The sequence below is a fragment of the Rhodococcus sp. HNM0569 genome, assembly GCF_012726205.1.
Classification (GTDB): domain Bacteria; phylum Actinomycetota; class Actinomycetes; order Mycobacteriales; family Mycobacteriaceae; genus Rhodococcus_F.
The window spans coordinates 65749-82274 of the sequence record NZ_JAASAE010000004.1 but is presented as its reverse complement, the minus strand read 5'-3'; the positions used below and the strand labels follow the sequence as shown (position 1 = coordinate 82274).

The following is a 16526-nucleotide window of genomic DNA, read 5'->3' as shown; positions in this document are numbered from 1 at the left end:
AGGTCGGATGAGAAGGGCAACCCCGGTGGCACCCCTCGACGTGCGCGAGGTCGAGGCGTTCGACACCGAAACGGACGTCCTGGTGGTCGGCTACGGATGCGCGGGAGCCGCGGCGGCACTCGAGGCGACGGCGGCCGGACGCGACGTGACGATCCTCGAACGCGCGAGCGGAGGCGGCGGATCGTCGGCGCTCTCCGGCGGAGAGATGTACCTCGGCGGCGGCACCCCGGTCCAGGCGGCATGCGGGTTCGAGGATTCGGCCGACGACATGGAGGCCTACCTCCTGGCAGCGCTCGGGCCGGACGCCGACGCAGAGAAGGTCGGCCTGTACGCACGTGAAAGCCTCGACCACTACCGGTGGCTCGTCGAACACGGAGTGCCGTTCAAGCCGTCGTTGTGGGACTCGCCGACCTGGGTGCCGCCCACCGACGACGGGCTGATGTGGCTCGGCGAGAACGCGTGGCCGTACACCGAGATCGCGCGCCCGGCACCGCGCGGGCATCGCGTCACCTCCGAGGGCTTCGGCGGCAAGGTACTGATGGCGAAGCTGATCGACGCCGTGTCCCACACCCCCGCCGACGTGCACACCGACACCTATGCGACGCGGCTGATCGTCGACGGCGAGCGGGTCGTGGGCGCCGTCGGCCGTCGGTACGGCACCGACCACTACTACCGCGCGGGCGCCGTCGTCCTCACGACAGGCGGGTTCGCGGACAACTCCGACATGGTCGCCGAGCACGCGCCGCAGCTCGTCGGCCTCGGTGTCAACAGCGACGGCAGCGACGACGGTCGCGGAATCCTCATGGCCCAGGCCGTCCGTGCCGCCGTCCGCCACATGTCCGCAGGGCAGGTCGGCATCTCGCTCGTGCCGGGCATGATGGTGCGCGGCATGATCGTCAACCATGTCGGCCAGCGATTCCTCAACGAGGACGTCTACCCCGGGCTCGTCGGGCAGGCCGCGTTGTACGGGCAGAAGCTGCGAGTGTGGGTGATCCTCGACGAGAAGGCCTACGAAGAGGTACCCGAGAACGAGCGGTGGGGCGTCCAGCCGCATGTCGTCGCCGAGACGCTCGCGGAACTCGAACAGCAGATCGGCATGCCGGAGGGCGCCCTCGAGACCACCGTGGGCGAATACAACCGGCATGCCGCGAACGGCGAGGACCCGTACTTCCACAAGGCCGCGAGATGGCTGCGCCCGCTCGAGCCGCCGTTCGCGGCGATCGACGTCCGGCGCGGCATGACGCCGCCCGAGGACGGTGGTGCCGACGGCGGCGCGGCGGTGTTCACGATCGGTGGTCTGCGCACGACCGTCGACGGCCACGTGCTCGACCTCGACGGCGCGCCCATCCCGGGCCTGTTCGCGGCGGGCCGCGCGACGTCCGGGCTGCACGCGTGGGGCTATGTCAGCGGCACGTCGCTCGGCGACGGCACGTACTTCGGCCGTCGCGCGGGAGTCGCGGCCGCCGACCAGTAGCCTGCACACGCCCCGTGTACGGCACTCGAATAGAATTCGACCCGCGTACCGCTCGAACCTGAGCAGGTCGAGGCAGTATCGAAGGGTCGAGTGGCGTAGTTGTCGGGTGTTGCAGCGGGATTCACCGTCATCTTCGTCATCATCGCGGTGGGTTACGTCCTCGCACGACGACAGACCCTCGGGCTCGAGGGCGAGATCGTCCTGGGCCGGCTCGTGTTCTTCGTCGCGACGCCTGCGCTGCTGTTCGACACCCTCGCGAGGTCGGACCTGTCGGTGGTCTTCTCCCCCACCCTCGCGGTCGCGTCGGCGACGGCATTCGCGGCGGGCGCCCTGTACGTCGCGTGCGCGAAACTGTGGCTGCGACGGCCGCTGCCCGAACTCGTGATCGGTGCGCTGTCGGCGTCGTACGTCAACTCGGCGAACCTCGGCATTCCGATCGCGGTGTTCGTGCTCGGCGACGCGTCGTTCGTGGCACCGCTGCTGCTGTTCCAGATCGTCGTGTACTCGCCGCTCGCGCTGAGCATCCTCGACATCACGACGCTCCGCAGCGGGGCGTCACGCCTCGAGACGATCCTGACGCCGCTGAAGAACCCGATGGTGCTCGCGGGCGCGGCGGGCCTCGCCGTCGCGGTCAGCGGTATCCACCTGCCGGAGGCGGTGCTGCAGCCGTTCGCACTGCTCGGCGGCGCGTCCGTGCCCGGCGCACTGCTCGCGTTCGGCATGTCGCTGTACGGCGTGCGGGTGCTCGAACGCGGGGCGAGCCCCCGGCGCGATGTCGCGCTCGCGTCGGTCCTCAAGATCGTCGTGCAGCCGATCCTGGCGTACGCGATGGCACGCTGGCTGCTCGGGCTCGACGGGCACGAGTTGTTCGCGATCGTCGTCGTCGCGGCGCTGCCGACCGCACAGAACGTATTCGTCTACGCGAGCCGGTACGGTCGCGGCACGGTACTCGCACGCGATTCGGCCTTCGTCACGACGCTCGCGTCGATCCCGACGATCGCCCTCGTGGCGGCGCTCCTGGCGTGATGCGCGTTACCGTGTTCTATGCGTGCCTTCTCTCTCGCCCTGCTGTCGTTGGTCGCGATCGCGGCATGTAGCTCCCCGTCGTCGGACGATCCGTCGCCGTCCATGCCCGGCCCGGTTGCGTCGAATTCGAACGAGCCCGGTACCGCTGCGCCCACCGAGAACCCCGACCAGGACTTCGGCACACCGTTCCAGCCGCGCCCCGACATCGTCGATGCGCGGGTCACCCCGTTCGAGTCGTGGTCGAAGATCGACGAGAACACGCTCGCAGTGCATTTCGTGACGGGTACGCCCGAGTGCTACGGCGCGTACGCGACCGTCGAGGAAACCGACACCACCGTCACCGTGTCGATCCACACCGGCACGCTGCCCGAGACCGCCGACAAGATGTGCATCCTCGTCGCGGTGTTCGGCACGCTCGACGTCCCGCTGTCGGCACCGCTCGGCAACCGCGAGGTCGTCTCCGGCTCGTGAGCACTTCGCGAGTCTATGCACGCCTTTTCCACGCACAGCGCGGGCACGGACTCACCGTCGTCCGAATCCAGCCTCCGCGCCGCAAGACCACCTCCACCTCGTCGGCCACCCCGCACGCGTCGTCGACCACCTCGCGATAGCCGTACACGAGCCGGGGACGTCCCGCCAGTTCGGCTGCGTTGTCCCGCCGCCGATCACGGAACGCGACCTCCGCGGCCGCATGCGTGGCCCGGCCGTCGAGACGCACGATGAGCGGCACACCGGTCGCCGAATAGTCGACGTCCTCGAACAGCGTCCTGCCGTCGACGCGCACGGGCGCCTGACGGCGTGCACTCGGCAGGCCGTGCGCACGCTCGACGCCCTCGGCATACCGATGCTCGAGTACCGACTGCACACCTCCCGCGAGCGACGCGATCGCCGCGTCGATCGCCGCGTTGTAGCGTCTCGGCCTACGTTCGAGAACCCGTGCCTGCAGCCGGTGCACCGTGACACCGGCCGCGCCGGACAACTCGATCACGGTCGCATGAGCGGCATGTGGGGTGTCCGCGTCGACCGCGACGTCGAGAATCGTGTCGACACGCGAGGTGAGCGGCAGCGCCGCGTCGACGCCGAGGTAGTTGTGGGCGCGCGAACGGTGGACGCGCACCCCCGGATGTACGACCGTGTCCTCGACGTGGCCCAGGCTCTGCTGCGCGATACGACGCGTCGTGTGCGTCGGCGGCTGGCTCTGCGCCGACCTCCCGTACGGGACGGTGACGTGGACGGGCGCCGTCGGGTCGACCGGACGCCATCCCCATATTTCCGCAGCCGTGGCGTGGCTGACGAGTGCGCCGTTGCTGCCGAACAGCAACGCCGCTTCGAGTTGCTGTGCGCGAGAGAGCGGCCCGGTGAACACGCTGTACACGCCATGCAGCACCGCCTGCCACTGTCCGGATTCCACTCGATGCCGCACCTGCGAGCGCGCGATCCCGAGCGCGGCGAGTTGCGCATGCCCGATCAGCCCCTGCTGACGCTGCGCAGTTGCCTTGACCACCTCGAACCATGTCGGTTTCATGCGTGCAGCGTCGAGCGCCCGACCGACACCAATGCAGGAGTCCAGGCGAGTTGTCCCCAGCCGCGAGAGTTTGTGCACAGCCCCTGTGCGTGAAAAGAGCGTGCCCAGACTCGCTAAGTGCTCACGAGCGGCGGCGGCGCACGTAGTCGCTCACGACGGCCGCACCGAGCCCGTCGAGATCCGGTGCCACGACGCGTCCGTCGACGCGACGCGCGAGCGTGTCGACCACTCGCGCGAGGCCGGGATCGTCGCCGAGCCGGAAGAACGTGATCTGCGCCCCGAACCGCGCGAGGCTGTCGAGCCCGCGCACCGTGAGCCCGAGAGTGCGCGGGCTGGGCGGATAGTCGAAGAACGCATAGCCGTCCGATTCGAGGTGCGCGGTCGGTTCGCCGTCGGTCACGATCATCACGACGGGCGTCGCGTTCGGGTGCCTGCGCAGATGCCGTTCCGCGAGCAGCAATGCATGGTGCAGATTGGTGCCCTGGTCCCAGGCACCGTCGAGGCCCGCGAGCTCGCCCGCCGTCACCACCTGTGCGTGCCGCCCGAACGAGACGAGCTGCAACTCGTCGCTGCGGAATCGGGTGGACACCAGGTGGTTGAGCGCGAGCGCGGTGCGCTTCATCGGCACCCACCGGCCCTCCATCACCATCGAGAACGACGTGTCGACGAGCAGCGCGACGGCAGCCTGTGTGCGCTGTTCGGTTTCGCGCACCTCGACGTCGTCGACGGTGAGCCGCACGGGCATTCGGCCGGGCGAGCGGAGGATCGCGTTCGTGACCGTGCGCGTGACGTCCCACGGCTCGGTGTCGCCGAACACCCACTCGCGCGTGGCGCCGGTCTGTTCGCCCATCGCGCCTGCGCGGCGCGTGTCGCGCTCGCCGCCGCGCGCCGAGATGCGGTCGGCGATGTCGCGCAACGCCGTCTGTCCGAGCTGACGCATCGCCTTGGGGGTGAGCCGCCACTGACCGTCCGGCGCCCGATCGAAGAAACCCTGTTCGCGCAGTGCGCGTTCGAGATCCGCGAGGGTCCGCAGGTCGGCCGTCGCGTCGGGGCCCAGTTGCCGCTCGAGCAGTTCGGGGTCGATGTCGTCGAGTTGTGCCCCGTTGTACTGCTGCGACAGCTGGTCGGCGAGCGACTCGAGTTCGGCGACGTCCTGCAGCGCCGCCGTCCCCTCGCCGAGGCCCATTCCCTGGTCGCCGCGGAACTCCTGCGACCCGGACCAGTCCTCTCCCGGCCGGGCGGCCTGCAGCATCCGGTCGAGCCGGTCGAGCTCACCCGTCAACGACGGGTCGCCGAAGGCCTGCTGTGCGAGCGCGTCGAGTTCGTCGCGCTGCTCCTGCGACAGCGAGTTGCGCAGGCGCTGCGCCGCGGCGGCGCGGGAGGCCAGGGCGTCGAGCAACTCGTCCACGTTCTGCGGCCGCTCCGGGAAGTAGTCGCCGTATTCGTCCATGAACTGCTCGAACTGTTCGCGGGTGTCCTCGCCCCGCGCGTGGGCCTCGAGCAGGTCGTTGAGCGACGCGAGCATGTCCCGGATACGTTGGCGGTCTTCGTCGGTTGCGCCTTCGAGAGCCTGCTTCATGCCTTCGAAGCGCTGGTCGAGAACCTCCCGGCCGAGCAGGTCGCGGATCTTGTCGTACTCCTCGCGTGCGGCCTGACTGCGCCACTGGTAGTCCGCGAGTTCTTCGACCGCCTTCGCCGTCGACGGCGACAGTTCCGCGATCTGCATCTCGGCGAATCGAGCGTCGTCGTCGAGCGCCCGCGCGAGCGTCTTGCGTTCCTCGAGCACCGCGCGGTCGAGGATCTCGCGCACCTCGTCGAGTGTGCCGGTCAGATTGTTGCGTCGCAGCAGCTCCTGACGTCGGCGGTTGGCCTGCGCAGCGAGATCGTCGAGCCCGCGCATGTCGCGTCCGCCGCGGCGCAGCAACTCCCGTAGTGCCTGCCGCGGCGACGTGCCGGCGAGGACGTCCTCGCCGATCTCCGACAGCGCCTCACGCAGGTCGACGGGCGGCGCGAGCGGATCACCACCCTGATACGGGCCGTACTTCGAGTTGCGCGCCATCACGAATACACCGTTCCCCCCTCGGAATCGGCGTCCTTCGAGATACGCCGAGCGAGGTAGAGCCCTTCGAGGGCGAGTTCGAGCGCTGCCGCGCGTTCGCCGTCCGTCCCGGCACCGAGCCGCTCGGCGACGTCCGACACGATCGGCAGGTCCGGCAGTTCCGCGAGCAGCGCCTTCGCGGTGACGCGCTCGCCCGTCACGACGGGATCGCCGTGCTCGACCGCGTCGACGAGCGGCGCGAAGTCGATGCCGCCGAGCCGATCGCGCACCGTCTCGGCCGTTGCACGACGCAACAGGTGTCCGAGAACCTCGAGTTCGCGCCCTTCTTCGCCCGACTCGAATTCGACCTTGCCGCGCAGGACGTCGATCACGGTGTCGAGGTCGACCGGCCGCGCCACCGGCTCGTCCTCGCCGAGCACCGCGGCGCGGTGCACTGCCGACGCGCTCACCGTCTCGGCTGCCGCGATCGCGAACCGCGCCGACACCCCGGAACGCTGATCGACGGACGACGACTCGCGCAGCAGCCGCGTGAACCGCGACAGGATCTCGAGCAGATAGCCCGGCACGACCGCGTCTAGATGCGCTTCCTGCTCGACGACGGCGACCTCGTCGGCGAGGTCGAGCGGGTAGTGCGTGCGGATCTCGGCGCCGAACCGGTCCTTGAGCGGCGTGATGATGCGACCGCGGTTGGTGTAGTCCTCGGGGTTCGCGCTCGCGACCAGCAGGACGTCGATCGGCAGCCGCAGCGTGTAGCCGCGCACCTGGATGTCGCGTTCTTCCATCACGTTGAGCAGCGCGACCTGGATGCGTTCGGCGAGATCGGGCAGCTCGTTGATCGCGACGACCCCGCGGTGCGCGCGGGGCACGAGCCCGAAGTGGATCGTCTCGGGGTCGCCGAGGCTGCGGCCTTCCGCGACCTTGACCGGGTCCACATCGCCCACGAGGTCCGCAACCGACGTGTCGGGTGTCGCGAGCTTCTCCGAATACCGCTCGCTCCGGTGCCGCCACTCGATCGGCAGGTCGTCACCCAGCTCGGCGGCGCGCCGCTTCGACTCGGGCGCGACCGGTTCGTACGGGTGCTCGCCCAGTTCGGAGCCCGCGATGACCGGCGTCCACTCGTCGAGCAGCAGCGGCAGCGTGCGCAACAGCCGGGTCTTGCCCTGGCCACGTTCGCCGAGCAGCACGATGTCGTGCCCCGCGATGAGGGCACGCTCGAACTGCGGCGCCACGGTGTCGTCGAAACCTTTGATTCCCGGCCACGGGTCGCGCCCCTCCCGGAGCGCATCGAGGAGGTTGGCGCGGATCTCGTCCTTCACGGAGCGCTGCGCGTGGCCGGATGCACGCAGTTCCCCGAGAGTCGACGGCCGTTCTTGCGAAGAAGTGTCCTGCGTAATCGTCACCACTCCACGCTACGAGCGTTTCGCGCGAATGGCACGGGTCGAGTTACGCCCCGCGCGAATCGACGCGGCGGCGCACGGCCTCGGACGTCCCTGGTAGACAAGGTGCATGCCTGACACCGAGATCACCTTCGACAGCGGCGCCGTCACCCACTACGGAAGCCTGCGGCTGCCCGACGCGAGCGGCCCGGTGCCCGCCGCGCTGATCCTCGCGGGCAGCGGCCCCACCGACCGCAACGGAGACAGCGCACTGCTCGACGGCGATATCGGCACGCTGCGTTTCCTGGCCGACGTCCTGGAACAGCACGGCTATGCGAGCCTGCGCTACGACAAGCTCGGCAGCGGCCTCACGGGCCTCGGACCGTACGACGTCGACGACATCGCCGAACTCGGCTTCACGGCCGCGTTCGTCGAGCCGGCGTCGGATGCGCTCGACCTGCTCGCCGCCCGGCCCGAGGTCGACGCGACACGCGTCCTCGTCATCGGCCACAGCGACGGCGGGCTCACGGCGCTCGACCTCGCGGTGTCCGAGCGCGGCGACCGGGTGCGCGGTGTCGGCCTGCTCGAACCTCTCGCGGTGCGTCTGCTCGACCTGCTGACGAACCAGATCGACGCGCAGCTGTCGGCGGTCACGGCCGCGGGCCAGCTCCCCACCGAGGTGGCCGACGAGCTGCGCGTCGCGCTCGCGGGCACCGTCGAGTCGCTGCGCACCGACGGCACGATCCCCGACGGGCTGCCCGAACCGCTGCAGAACGCGGGCCTGGTCGCCGCCAACGCGAAGGCGCTCGCCGAAGAGGACGCACTCGATCCGCGCGCGCTCGCCCAGCGCCTGCCCGGCGGCATGCCCGTCGTGACCAGCTGCTCGGCCAAGGACATCCAGGTGTCTGTCGCCGACGTCGCCGCGCTCGACGACGCCCTCGCACACACCGCGCTCACGTCGATCCGGATGCAGAGCGCCAACCACGTCCTCAAGGATCTCGGCGACGCGGCGTCGACGGGCAGCGACTACACGCTCGCCCTGCCGTACTCGGCCGAGTTCGCCGAGCCTTTCGGGGCGTGGCTCGACGCGGCACGCTAACCGGCGTTCTCCTGCAGGGTCGACAGCAGCGTCGCCGCGAGATCCGATGCCAGGCCCATGGTCTCGTCGTTCATGAGGTCCTGCAGACCGGACAGGCCGCCCGACTCGAGCATCTGGGTGAGGATCGTGAGTGCCTGCGCAACGATCGCTTCGACCGCCGTGGACGGCGAGTCCTCGTCACCGAGGAGATCCGGCGCCGTTGGCGTCGATTGATCGGGCGCGGGTGCTGCGTCGCCTGCAGGGGCCGGCGTCGTCGCCTGCGGTGCCGCGTCGGGAGCGGGTGCGCCGAGCAGCTGCGTGACGGCGCCGGTGATGATCGCGACCGCGTGGTCGAGCTGGCCCTCGTTGCTCTCCAGCTTCGCCGCGTCGGCGGGATTGGCGCCGTTGCCCATCTCGACGAACACGAGCGGAACGTGGGTGCGCGCCGGGCCCGCGATGTCGGCGCGGGTCTGAAGCCCGTCGGTGACTCCCGCATAGTTCGCGGGCGTGAATCCGCGGCTGACGTACGCGTCGCGCATCGCCTTCGACGCCTCGAGACCGACCCCCGCCTGCGCCTTGTCGGCGGCCGCGTCGGGCAACGGGAGCTGCGGCACGATCATGTGGAAGCCGCTCTTGTCGGCGTCCTCCGCGGCAGCGGTGGAATCGGCATGGATGCTGACGGCGAGGTCGGCGCCCGAGGCATTGGCGGCGGCAGCCCGTTCGTCGATGCAACCGCCCCAGCCGGTGTCGTCCGGACGGCTCAGTTCGACCTTCGCGCCGAGGCCTTCGAGCGCGCTCTTGACCAGCTGCGACACATTCCACGCGATGGTGTGTTCGGGTACGCCGCCGAGCGTCGTCATCCCGGTGGTCTGGCAGTCTTTGGTGCCGCCCCGGCCGTCGGGAACCTGCTTCGCGAGGTCGTGTCCGTCGGCGGAACCCTGGTGACCGGGGTCGAGGAACACGGTGCGACCGGCGAGTTCGTTGCCGGTGGGCTGCTCGGGCTCGGCGGCGGCCTGCGTGGGGGTGAGTACCGCGGCGCCCAGCGCAACCGCACACACGCTCGCCTTCAACACGTTTCGGCTCATACGCGATTGGACGGCTCCCCCCGGTGTCCGCCACTCTCCTTCCAGAACACGGGTCACTCCGGCCACGGTAACACCAACCCTCAACCTCTAGTAGAGGTTGTGAATGTCGTGTCCGGGTCGTGACACTCCACAACACGCGACTGCGCTCCGGACGGATCGTCCGGAGCGCAGTCGCGTGTGCGGTTGTTCTGTCGTCAGTGCGCGAAGTGGCGTGCACCCGTGAAGTACATCGTGACGCCCGCGTCCTTCGCGGCCTCGATCACCTCGTTGTCGCGCACCGATCCGCCGGGCTGCACGACCGCCTTGACGCCCGCCGACGCGAGCACCTGGAAGCCGTCCGGGAACGGGAAGAAGGCATCCGACGCGCCCACCGAACCGGCGGCGCGCTCGCCCGCGCGGTTGACCGCGAGGTGCGCCGAGTCGACGCGGTTGACCTGCCCCATGCCGACGCCGACCGCGGCACCGTCGTGCGCGAGCAGGATCGCGTTCGACTTCACCGAACGGCACGCGCGCCAAGCGAATTCGAGATCACGGAGGGTGTCGGCGTCGACGGCCTCGCCGCTCGCGAGCGTCCAGTTCGCGGGATCGTCGCCTTCGGCGTCGACGACGTCGCGGTCCTGCACGAGCAGACCACCCGACACCTGCTTGGTCTCGAGGCCGGCCGCGGACGGCGCAGCAGCGAGCAGGACGCGGATGTTCTTCTTGCGCTGCAGAACTCCCAGCGCACCGTCAGCATAGGACGGCGCGATGATCACCTCGGTGAACACCTCGGCGACCTGCTCGGCCATCTCGACCGTGACCTCACGGTTGGCCGCGATGACGCCACCGTAGGCACTCACCGGGTCGGTCGCGTGCGCCTTGCGGTGTGCATCGGCGATGTCGCTGCCGACCGCGATGCCGCACGGGTTGGCGTGCTTGATGATCGCGACTGCGGGCTCGGCGAAGTCGTGCGCGGCGCGCCACGCGGCGTCGCCGTCGGTGTAGTTGTTGTACGACATCTCCTTGCCGTGCAACTGTTCCGCCTGGGCGAGACCCGGCTGCCCCGCCGCGTCGACGTAGAGCGCGGCACTCTGGTGCGGATTCTCGCCGTACCGCAGCTGCGACGACCGCTGCCACGTCGCGCCGGTCCACGACGGGAAGCGCGTGTCCGTCTCCACGAGCGTCGACGTCATCCACGTCGCGACCGCGACGTCGTAGGTCGCGGTGTGCTGGAACGCCTGTGCCGCGAGCGCGGTGCGCTCCGCAAACGTGAAACCGCCCGAGGCGACGGCGGCGAGCACGTCGGAGTAGCGCGCGGGATCGACGACGACCGCAACCGAGGGATGGTTCTTCGCGGCAGCGCGCACCATCGACGGGCCGCCGATGTCGATCTGTTCGACGACCGCGTCGGGGGCGGCGCCCGACGCGACGGTCTCGGCGAACGGGTAGAGGTTGACCACGACGAGCTCGAAGGTCTGGATACCGAGATCGTCGAGCTGGCTGAGGTGTTCGGGCTTGCGGGTGTCGGCGAGCACGCCCGCGTGCACCCGCGGGTGCAGTGTCTTGACGCGGCCTTCGAGGCACTCGGGGAATCCGGTGAGCTGCTCGACCGGCGTGACCGGGATGCCCGCGTCCGCGATCTTCGACGCGGTCGAACCGGTCGACACGATCTCGATACCCGCGTCGTGCAGGCCGGTGGCCAGTTCGACCAGTCCGGTCTTGTCGTACACGCTCACGAGCGCGCGGCGCACTGCCTTGCGGTCACTCACTGGGGATCACGGCCTTTCGTCCATCGGTCAGAACTCCACGGGTGGCGACGGCGGCGACGGTGTCCGCCAGCAGCCGTCGCTCCACGGTCTTGATGCGCTCGTGCAGCGCTGCCTCGTCGTCGTCGGCGTGCACCGCGACGGCCTCCTGCGCCAGGATCGGGCCGGTGTCGACGCCGTCGTCGACGAGGTGGACCGTGCATCCGGTCACCTTGACACCGTAGGCGAGGGCGTCGGGCACGGCGTGGGCGCCCGGGAACGCCGGCAACAGCGCGGGATGGCTGTTGATCACGCTGCCGCCGAAACGCGCCAGGAAAGCCGGGCCGAGGATCTTCATGAAGCCGGCCGTGACGACGAGATCGGGGTCGTACGACGCGGTGACCGCGGTGAGCGCGTCGTCCCACGCGGCGCGGTCGTCGTAGTCGCGCAGGAGCACGCGCGTGCAGTCGATGCCGGCGGCGGCGGCGCGGTCGGCGGCCGTGCAGTCGCGGTCGACGACGACTCCGACGATGCGCGCAGGATAGTCGGATTCGGCGGCTGCCAGCAGCGACTGGAGAAGGCTGCCCGTGCCCGACGCGAGTACTACGACACGCGCCGGACCCTGCCGACGGAGGTTGTCACGCGAGGTGGTCAGCGCCTTACTCCTGTGGAAAATCGTGAGCGGTTCGGCCGGAGTGTCGACCGCAACGGAGTTTAGTCCTGCGGCTTCGACGGGCCGTCGGCGAGGTCGCCGGCCCCGGCGGGCCGGGATTCCGCGGGCTCCTCGACCACCTCGGCGTCGAGGATGTCGTCGACTGTGTCCGTGTCGGTCTCGTCCGTATCGGCCTCGCCGTGTGCGCCGTCGGGCACCGGGGCGCCGACGAGTCCTGGAGTGTCGATCGGTTCGGGGTCACCGTGTGCCGCGGCGAGCGCGGGAATCGGCTCGGCGGTCCGCTCGCCGGGCGCGTCGGGCTGTTCCGCCGGCTCGTCGACCGCGTGGCGGCCGCGGAACCAGGTGAGCACGACGACCGTGAACGCGCCGACCACCGCGAGCCACGCACCCACGAGGCCGCCGAACGCCCACCAGTGCACGTCGACGGTGCCGTAGCCGCCGAGCGCGCCACCGGCCAGCACCGCGGCGAGCGCGGCGACGACGCCCGCACCCAGAGCGGCACCGCCGACGACGGCGAGTGCGCGCTGACCGCTGTGCCGCACCGACGCGTCGCGTCCGCACAGCACACCGACCGCGGCAGGCACCACGAGCAAGGCGGGCCACGCCGCACCGCCGACACCCTCGGGAACCGCACCGAACAGGGGCAGCGCGGGCAGCCGGCCACCGATGTTGCCCCACACGCTGACCGACACGTCGCCGAACGTGGCGTTCGCGCCCACCAGCGTCGCCGCCGCCGAGACAACGGCGTTGGGCAGGTACAGAATCGACACGAAGGCGAGTCCCGCGGCGCCGACCGCGCCGTCGGACGTGTCGAACAGTTCGCCGACGGTGGTCCAGTGCCACACCAGCGACACCGCGAGCGCGAACGAACCCGCGGCCGCGAAGCCCGCAAGGGCGCGCCCCGCGGGACGGGCGCCGTCGCGCACCCAGAACGGCACGCGAGCCGACCAGTGCGGCCACCGCGCGACGGTGATGCCGACGCCCGCCGCGAGCGCGTGCAGTACCGCCGTCCAGGCCAGCGCCGCGAGGGGGTTCGGTGTGGACAGTGCGACGACGCTCGACGCGTCGGCGACGATCGCGAGCGCGGCGCACGTCACGACGAGCGGCCCGACGACGGCGGCCCCCGCGACACGCAGCAGATCGCGCGTCTCCGTGCCTTCGGTGACCGCGCCGTCTTCCCCGACCGCCCGGTGCACCCCACGCGCGACGGCCCACAACAGCAGCGCCGACGCCGTGAGCGGCGCGACGCCGAGGGTGACGCCGTCGATCGGCAACGGCACGTGGTGGATCGCGAGCCAGATCCCCGCGATCGCGGCGAACGTTCCGGTCAGCTCGCTGCTCGCGACGACGAGGACGACGACCGCGAGGACCGACGTCAGCACGATCGCCGCACCCGCGGGACGGAATGCGACGGCGAGCAGACTCTTGATCCGGGCAGCGTCCGGCGCGGGGGCTTCGCGCGTCGGGTTCGGTTCGGCGGGCGGGGCCGAGCCGTTCCGACGTCCGGTGGAACCTCCTCGGGTCCGGGCGGAGCCGCCACGGGACGGGCCGGGGTTCCTTCGGGCCTTACGGGTCGCGCCGCCGCGCAGTCGATCGGTCAGAACACTCATCCCCTCGAGATCCTCGCGTGTCCTGTCGAGCGTGGCACCGTGAGCCGGTCCGCACTACCAGGCGCGCCGCGTGAGAGCCGGAAACGGCCCCCGGCCTGACGGTCGGGGGCCGCCTCCGGCGGTGTTGCCGCTGTGCTACTTGTCGCCGTCCTGGTGCTTGCGGACGTCGAAGGCCTGCGTGGGAGCCGGTCCGGTGTCGGTGCCTTCCGACGGCGTCGCGTCCTCCGACGCGTCGCGGTGCTCGGCCGCGGCGGGTTCGGACGGCTGGGCCTGCCCCGCATTGGGCACGGCCTGCGTCGGCTCGGCCGGCTGCGCGCCGCCCTGCCCCGGCGCATAGGGCGAGCCCTGCTGGTACGGGCTCTGGTAACCGGCCTGACCGTAGCCGTACCCCGCGTGCTGCGGACTCGCCTGGCCCTGCTGTCCTGCCTGGCCCTGCTGTCCTGCCTGGCCCCAGCCGTAGCCGGGCTGCTGGCCGTACGGCGCGTAACCCTGCTGCTGTGCGTAGCCCTGCTGCGGCTGCGGGTACGGGTACGGGTGGTGCTGCGCGCCGTAGGACATCGCCTCGGTGGGCGCGGCCTGGCCGTACGCCTGCGGCTGGCCGTACTGCTGCTGGCCGTAGCCCTGCTGGCCCTGACCGGCGTAGCCCTGCTGGCCGAACTGCTGCTGCCCGAAGTTCTGCTGGGGCTGCTGCTTCGGCTTGGGCGCGGGCATGCTGAGGATGCCCAGCCCGAACAGCAACGCCGCCACGGCGGCGACCGCCTGCAGGAAGCTGAAGATCAGGATGACGAGGCCGCCGATTCCGAGCGAGACGTCGCTCAGCGAGAAGAACGTGAACAGCGAGACCACGAAACCGGTGACCGCGGCGGCGGCCGCCGGGCCTACCCAGTCCTGCTTCGGCAACAGCGACAGACCCGCGAGCAGGCCCGCGAAGAACACGAAGCCGACGGCGAAGGCACTGCTCTCGTATGCGTTCGACGCCAAGCTCATCGACGAGAACTCCGAGTACGGGGCGAATCCGAAGAACACGCTCAGAACGCCGAGCACCGCGACCGCGACGAGCAGCCAGTAGGGCAGGCCTTTGGTCCCCGCCGACGCGTCGGTCGCCGGCTGCGAAGACGCACCGGATTCGGGCTGCGCGGGCGAGCCGAACTGTCCGCCGTCTGGGTGCGAGCCCCCGGGCTGCGGGCCACCGGGCGTGAACGACATGACTACTCCTCTGCCTGTGCGGGTCTCGTGTGCTCTCGACGCTAGCCTACGGAAACGGCACGTCCCGCCGATCGTGGCACGCCCCGTCCGGCCACAATGAAGTCCATGCCCACGACGCTCCGTCCCGGAACCCGGCCCGACGCCGAACTCGACGTCAAACGGTCGCGGTTCGTCGCGGTGGCCCGACGTGTCGCCGATGTCGACGCGGCACGGGAGGTGATCGACGGCGAGCGTCGTGCACACCCGGACGCCCGTCATCACTGCTGGGCGTACGTGCTGGGCGACGTGCCCGCGTCGCGGATCGCGAAGTCGAGCGACGACGGCGAACCGGGCGGAACCGCGGGCGTCCCGATGCTGCAGGTGCTCCGTGCGCGCGACGTCGTGGACGTCGTCGTGGTGGTGTCCCGCTATTTCGGCGGCGTGAAACTCGGTGCGGGCGGGCTGGTGCGCGCGTACTCCGGGGCCGTCTCGCTCGTGCTCGACGGCGCCCGGTGGGTGCACCGGCAGCGCGGCGACGTGTTCACGCTGGCGCTTCCGCATGCGGACGCGGGCCGGGTCGAGGCCGAGTTGCGCGCCCAAGGTGTCGACGTCCGCGATGCCGCGTACGGCGCGCGCGTCGTGCTGACCGTCGCCACGACCGACACCGGCCGGCTCGAGACCCTCGTCGCCGCGGTGACCGCGGGGACGGGAGTGCTCGAACCGGCCGGTGAGGTGTGGACGGACGTCCCGTGAGCGTTACAGGCGTACCTGGACTCGCCAAGTGCTCACGAGGGGATGTGCCTACAGGCTCTCGAGGATCTCGCGAGCGAGCGCGGCGGTCTCGGACGGCGTCTTGCCGACCTTGACGCCTGCGGCCTCGAGCGCATCCTTCTTGGCCTGCGCGGTGCCCGACGACCCGGACACGATGGCGCCCGCGTGGCCCATCGTCTTGCCCTCGGGGGCCGTGAAGCCCGCGACGTAGCCGACGACCGGCTTGCTGACGTTGGCCTTGATGTAGTCGGCGGCACGCTCCTCGGCGTCGCCACCGATCTCGCCGATCATCACGATGACCTTGGTGTCGGGGTCCTTCTCGAACGCCTCGATCGCGTCGATGTGGGTGGTGCCGATGACCGGGTCGCCGCCGATGCCGATGGCGGTGGAGAAGCCGAAGTCACGCAGCTCGTACATCATCTGGTAGGTGAGCGTGCCCGACTTCGAGACCAGGCCGACCGGGCCCGCGCCGGTGATGTTGGCGGGCGTGATGCCGACGAGCGACTCGCCCGGCGTGATGATGCCGGGGCAGTTCGGGCCGATGATCCGCGTCTTGTTGCCCTTGTCGACGTTGTAGGCCCACGCGTACGCGGAGTCCTGCACCGGGATGCCCTCGGTGATGACGACCAGCAGCGGGATCTCGGCGTCGATGGCCTCGATCATCGCGTCCTTGGCGAACTTCGGCGGCACGAAGGCGATCGACGTGTCGGCGCCCGTCTTCTCGATGGCCTCGGCGACGGAACCGAAAACGGGCAGCTCGACGTCGGAGCCGTCCTTCGCGGTGTGCGCGACGGTGGTGCCCGCCTTGCGCGCATTGACACCGCCGACGATGTTGGTGCCCGCCTTGAGCATCAGTGCGGTGTGCTTGGTGCCCTCGCCGCCGGTGATGCCCTGGACGATGACCTTGTTGTCCTTGTTCAGAAAGATCGACATGTCCTGA

General features: G+C 70.4%; 14 protein-coding genes. 5 read left to right on the top strand and 9 right to left on the bottom strand.

The genetic code is table 11. The annotated features are described in order from the left end of the window. Positions 1-7: 7 nt before the first annotated feature. The 3 genes from HCA44_RS07265 to HCA44_RS07255 all read left to right on the top strand — a co-directional run bounded on the left by HCA44_RS07265 (position 8) and on the right by HCA44_RS07255 (position 2971). Positions 8-1474, top strand: coding sequence for an FAD-dependent oxidoreductase (locus HCA44_RS07265; RefSeq protein ID WP_169647880.1), 1467 nt, complete (start codon positions 8-10; stop codon positions 1472-1474). Positions 1475-1573: 99 nt separating this feature from the next. Next, entirely contained in the window at positions 1574-2500 is a 927-nt protein-coding gene (locus HCA44_RS07260) for an AEC family transporter (protein WP_169647879.1), read from the top strand. 18 nt (positions 2501-2518) lie between these two features. Continuing rightward, a complete protein-coding gene (locus tag HCA44_RS07255; protein WP_169647878.1) occupies positions 2519-2971 on the top strand; it encodes a hypothetical protein in 453 nt (150 codons plus the stop codon). Positions 2972-2984: 13 nt separating this feature from the next. On the opposite strand, the gene HCA44_RS07250 is transcribed toward HCA44_RS07255, so the two are convergent. The 3 genes from HCA44_RS07250 to HCA44_RS07240 all read right to left on the bottom strand — a co-directional run bounded on the left by HCA44_RS07250 (position 2985) and on the right by HCA44_RS07240 (position 7478). After that, the gene (locus HCA44_RS07250) at positions 2985-4025 is read right to left on the bottom strand and encodes a type IV toxin-antitoxin system AbiEi family antitoxin domain-containing protein (protein ID WP_169647877.1); all 1041 of its coding nucleotides are present in this window, start codon (positions 4023-4025) and stop codon (positions 2985-2987) included. A 121-nt stretch (positions 4026-4146) separates the two neighbouring features. Beyond that, entirely contained in the window at positions 4147-6084 is a 1938-nt protein-coding gene (locus HCA44_RS07245) for a VWA domain-containing protein (protein ID WP_169647876.1), read from the bottom strand. Next, positions 6084-7478 (bottom strand): ATP-binding protein, encoded by a 1395-nt coding sequence (locus HCA44_RS07240; protein ID WP_169648089.1) that lies wholly within the window; start codon positions 7476-7478, stop codon positions 6084-6086. Before HCA44_RS07240 ends, HCA44_RS07245 begins: the two co-directional genes overlap by 1 nt. A 112-nt stretch (positions 7479-7590) precedes the next feature. On the opposite strand from HCA44_RS07240, the gene HCA44_RS07235 reads away from it, so the two are divergent. Beyond that, complete coding sequence (locus HCA44_RS07235; RefSeq protein WP_169647875.1) at positions 7591-8559, top strand: alpha/beta hydrolase; 969 nt, start codon at positions 7591-7593, stop codon at positions 8557-8559. Here the strand turns inward: HCA44_RS07235 and HCA44_RS07230 are convergent. From HCA44_RS07230 to HCA44_RS07210, 5 genes are all read right to left on the bottom strand, one after another. Next, entirely contained in the window at positions 8556-9623 is a 1068-nt protein-coding gene (locus tag HCA44_RS07230) for an N-acetylmuramoyl-L-alanine amidase (RefSeq protein WP_169647874.1), read from the bottom strand. The two genes, HCA44_RS07235 and HCA44_RS07230, sit on opposite strands and share 4 nt — an antisense overlap. A 194-nt stretch (positions 9624-9817) precedes the next feature. Continuing rightward, the gene (gene purH / locus HCA44_RS07225; protein WP_169647873.1) at positions 9818-11371 is read right to left on the bottom strand and encodes a bifunctional phosphoribosylaminoimidazolecarboxamide formyltransferase/IMP cyclohydrolase; all 1554 of its coding nucleotides are present in this window, start codon (positions 11369-11371) and stop codon (positions 9818-9820) included. Beyond that, positions 11364-12002 (bottom strand): phosphoribosylglycinamide formyltransferase, encoded by a 639-nt coding sequence (purN, locus tag HCA44_RS07220; protein ID WP_169648087.1) that lies wholly within the window; start codon positions 12000-12002, stop codon positions 11364-11366. The genes purH and purN overlap by 8 nt, the downstream gene beginning before the upstream one ends. A 59-nt stretch (positions 12003-12061) precedes the next feature. After that, complete coding sequence (locus HCA44_RS07215) at positions 12062-13630, bottom strand: DUF6350 family protein (protein WP_240945361.1); 1569 nt, start codon at positions 13628-13630, stop codon at positions 12062-12064. Between the two features lie 135 nt (positions 13631-13765). After that, entirely contained in the window at positions 13766-14836 is a 1071-nt protein-coding gene (locus tag HCA44_RS07210; RefSeq protein ID WP_169647872.1) for a DUF5336 domain-containing protein, read from the bottom strand. 105 nt (positions 14837-14941) lie between these two features. Between HCA44_RS07210 and HCA44_RS07205 the strand changes: the two genes are divergently transcribed. Continuing rightward, positions 14942-15568: a YigZ family protein gene (locus HCA44_RS07205; protein WP_169647871.1), complete on the top strand. Its 627-nt coding sequence runs from the start codon at positions 14942-14944 to the stop codon at positions 15566-15568. A gap of 48 nt (positions 15569-15616) precedes the next feature. Here HCA44_RS07205 and sucD read toward each other — a convergent pair whose 3' ends face one another. Next, the gene (gene sucD / locus HCA44_RS07200) at positions 15617-16519 is read right to left on the bottom strand and encodes a succinate--CoA ligase subunit alpha (protein ID WP_169647870.1); all 903 of its coding nucleotides are present in this window, start codon (positions 16517-16519) and stop codon (positions 15617-15619) included. Positions 16520-16526 lie beyond the last annotated feature (7 nt).

Excerpts from the sequence above, each read along its gene's own strand:
- HCA44_RS07265 (WP_169647880.1), top strand. The coding sequence starts at position 8 with ATGAGAAGGGCAACCCCGGTGGCACCCCTCGACGTGCGCGAGGTCGAG.
- HCA44_RS07210 (WP_169647872.1), bottom strand. The coding sequence starts at position 14,836 with ATGTCGTTCACGCCCGGTGGCCCGCAGCCCGGGGGCTCGCACCCAGAC.
- HCA44_RS07235 (WP_169647875.1), top strand. The coding sequence starts at position 7,591 with ATGCCTGACACCGAGATCACCTTCGACAGCGGCGCCGTCACCCACTAC.
- HCA44_RS07255 (WP_169647878.1), top strand. The coding sequence starts at position 2,519 with ATGCGTGCCTTCTCTCTCGCCCTGCTGTCGTTGGTCGCGATCGCGGCA.
- HCA44_RS07250 (WP_169647877.1), bottom strand. The coding sequence starts at position 4,025 with ATGAAACCGACATGGTTCGAGGTGGTCAAGGCAACTGCGCAGCGTCAG.
- HCA44_RS07230 (WP_169647874.1), bottom strand. The coding sequence starts at position 9,623 with ATGAGCCGAAACGTGTTGAAGGCGAGCGTGTGTGCGGTTGCGCTGGGC.
- HCA44_RS07245 (WP_169647876.1), bottom strand. The coding sequence starts at position 6,084 with ATGGCGCGCAACTCGAAGTACGGCCCGTATCAGGGTGGTGATCCGCTC.
- HCA44_RS07215 (WP_240945361.1), bottom strand. The coding sequence starts at position 13,630 with ATGAGTGTTCTGACCGATCGACTGCGCGGCGGCGCGACCCGTAAGGCC.
- HCA44_RS07205 (WP_169647871.1), top strand. The coding sequence starts at position 14,942 with ATGCCCACGACGCTCCGTCCCGGAACCCGGCCCGACGCCGAACTCGAC.
- sucD (WP_169647870.1), bottom strand. The coding sequence starts at position 16,519 with ATGTCGATCTTTCTGAACAAGGACAACAAGGTCATCGTCCAGGGCATC.